The sequence below is a fragment of the Enterococcus sp. AZ128 genome, from assembly GCF_051714485.1.
Lineage (GTDB): Bacteria > Bacillota > Bacilli > Lactobacillales > Enterococcaceae > Enterococcus_A.
Genome location: NZ_JBIORZ010000015.1, coordinates 1 through 2,091, shown reverse-complemented (window position 1 = coordinate 2,091; position 2,091 = coordinate 1). Strand labels below are relative to the sequence as shown.

Genomic DNA, 2,091 nt, shown 5'->3' with positions numbered 1-2,091 from the left:
GTGTCGTAGTACCCCCCTATTCAATAAAAAAAGAGATTGATATCAATCTCTAAATTACCATTTAGATTCAATCAGAGAATCTAAACCATTATATTTTTTTATCTCACAAGCTCTTTCCTCTGCTTTCAACCAAACTATAAAATCCCCACAAATCATTTTAGAACAAGCAGACGGGTAATCTTCTCTTTCATACTTTCGCAGTAAGCGCTGACATTCTTTCTCATACGCAGCCTGACAATCAGAAACAGACAAGACACTAGATAAATCTTTCCTGTAACTCATTTTTCACCTCTCTTTCTATTTTTCCGCAGACCGTTTACCGACTATTAGAAGGGGTCGGTAAATTTAAACTCGTTCACTCAACAGCATTTATTTAACTCGAATAGTTCTATAAGCTATTTCTCCTTTAAAATTTTCTTTCTGGGTTGTTCTACATTCTTTTTTGGTAAAAAACGGATCTCCTCTCGCAATAGCGAGAGGTAGCCCCATTTTTTTAACCAATAAAAGGAATCTTAATCACAATCAACAGAAAGGGAATCTTTTAACTGCATGAAATAACCTCTATAACAAAATTCGACCCAAAAATAAATTCCATGTTAGAATAAAACTGAATGATTAGCCTTCTCTGAATTCGTCCCAGATTTCTTGATTGTTAATCATTCGTTTTTTTAATTCTTTTTCCAACAGTTCACATCTAACTCTATCTAGATCGTCATAATAGCGATCTAACCACCCTGATAGCTCTTCATTAAGCCCAGCATCCATTTCGTTCAAAAGAACCCCTATAACTTTTATCTGAGCCGTCATAAGCATAATCTCTTCCACATCCTCACCACCTTTCACTTAATGCCCTGCTCTAACAAAAGATATCTAAACAAAACCGCAAGCATTGACAGCGGGTCCCCTTTACCATGCATCAATTTTGAGGCGCTCAGCCTATTAAGCCATTACTCAAATACTCCTAGGTGAGCCTCTTTCAGGATAGCATGGACAGCCCACTGTAAATGCACCGCTTCGCTTTGCTACGAGTAAGCCTAAATTTTTTCTTTCTGACTGTGTCTCTTCGATTTAATATATTGCCCGATTATATACGCCGAATTATCACACAATAAAGGAAACCAATCAGAAAAACGCTCTTTTCGTGCATATCTCAACATTTGTTCCATTTCAACCACATTTTCTTCATCAATAAAATCCATCATTTCAGAAATTAAATCATAACGCTCGGTAGTTGTCGCGCTAAGATATCGGTCAATTTCAGCTCCACCATGCGGTATAATCAAACTTTTATCATATTGATATTTTTCAGGATTATCCATATGAACAAAATAGCGAATCATACTGCGACTATTAGCTACTTTCTGAGGATTAGGCGAATTGATTAGAGAAGTAATCTCTTTAATTTGCACATACGACTTTTTACTATCAAAAAGTAACATAACGTGCCAGTGACTTTTCTTTTTCTCGCCGTCAGGATTAACATCTTTATCATGCAAAGGGCTCTCAACCCAAGGAACATGCAAATCATCTAAAATAGACCGCCAATCACTCGGCGCACTATCAGGATAGACAACACACGTCCAACTTCTCGCCCTAACATCTTTCTTTGTTGCTTTTGATTTATCTGTCACTTATAATCACCTTGTAATACATAAAAGTATCACCACTTTCTAGCGAAGCGCCCACTTCGCTTATTTTTTTTCGCCTTTTTCTTGTTCAGAAACCATATTCATTAAATCAAAAATTTGTTTAAACGTATCAGGATTCGTCATCATTTTAGCGTTTGCTTCTTGTTCCCGAGCATTAGCCACACAATGAATAACAAAAGCATTTTTTGCTATACCTAAATCCTCTGCTTTCTTTTGAATCCACTTGTCCAAATCTTCTCCAACAGATAAACCATATCTCACAGCCATCAAACCACTCCTTTCACAGCGTTTATATGTGAATATAAGTGCATTTTACATCACATATATGGAACTGTCAATGAAGAACCTTATGAACATTGACTTTCTTTGAAAATTACGCTTCCATTGCTTTGATACCAGCCTTGAAAGAGGTTTGACCCATGACCTATGACCTATAAGGGGG

At 36.6% G+C, this 2,091-nt stretch carries 4 protein-coding genes; all 4 read right to left on the bottom strand.

Annotated features, from left to right (window positions below):
- Positions 1 to 54: 54 nt before the first annotated feature.
- The 4 genes from IGI38_RS24870 to IGI38_RS24855 all read right to left on the bottom strand — a co-directional run bounded on the left by IGI38_RS24870 (position 55) and on the right by IGI38_RS24855 (position 1,916).
- Positions 55 to 282 carry a hypothetical protein gene (locus IGI38_RS24870; RefSeq protein ID WP_438734627.1) on the bottom strand — a complete coding sequence of 76 codons (228 nt, stop codon included), beginning with the start codon at positions 280 to 282 and terminating at the stop codon, positions 55 to 57.
- A gap of 333 nt (positions 283 to 615) precedes the next feature.
- Positions 616 to 825 carry a hypothetical protein gene (locus IGI38_RS24865; protein WP_438734626.1) on the bottom strand — a complete coding sequence of 70 codons (210 nt, stop codon included), beginning with the start codon at positions 823 to 825 and terminating at the stop codon, positions 616 to 618.
- 209 nt (positions 826 to 1,034) lie between these two features.
- Positions 1,035 to 1,631 carry a replication protein gene (locus tag IGI38_RS24860; RefSeq protein WP_438734625.1) on the bottom strand — a complete coding sequence of 199 codons (597 nt, stop codon included), beginning with the start codon at positions 1,629 to 1,631 and terminating at the stop codon, positions 1,035 to 1,037.
- Between the two features lie 60 nt (positions 1,632 to 1,691).
- Positions 1,692 to 1,916 (bottom strand): hypothetical protein, encoded by a 225-nt coding sequence (locus IGI38_RS24855; RefSeq protein WP_438734624.1) that lies wholly within the window; start codon positions 1,914 to 1,916, stop codon positions 1,692 to 1,694.
- Between the last annotated feature and the right edge of the window lie 175 nt (positions 1,917 to 2,091).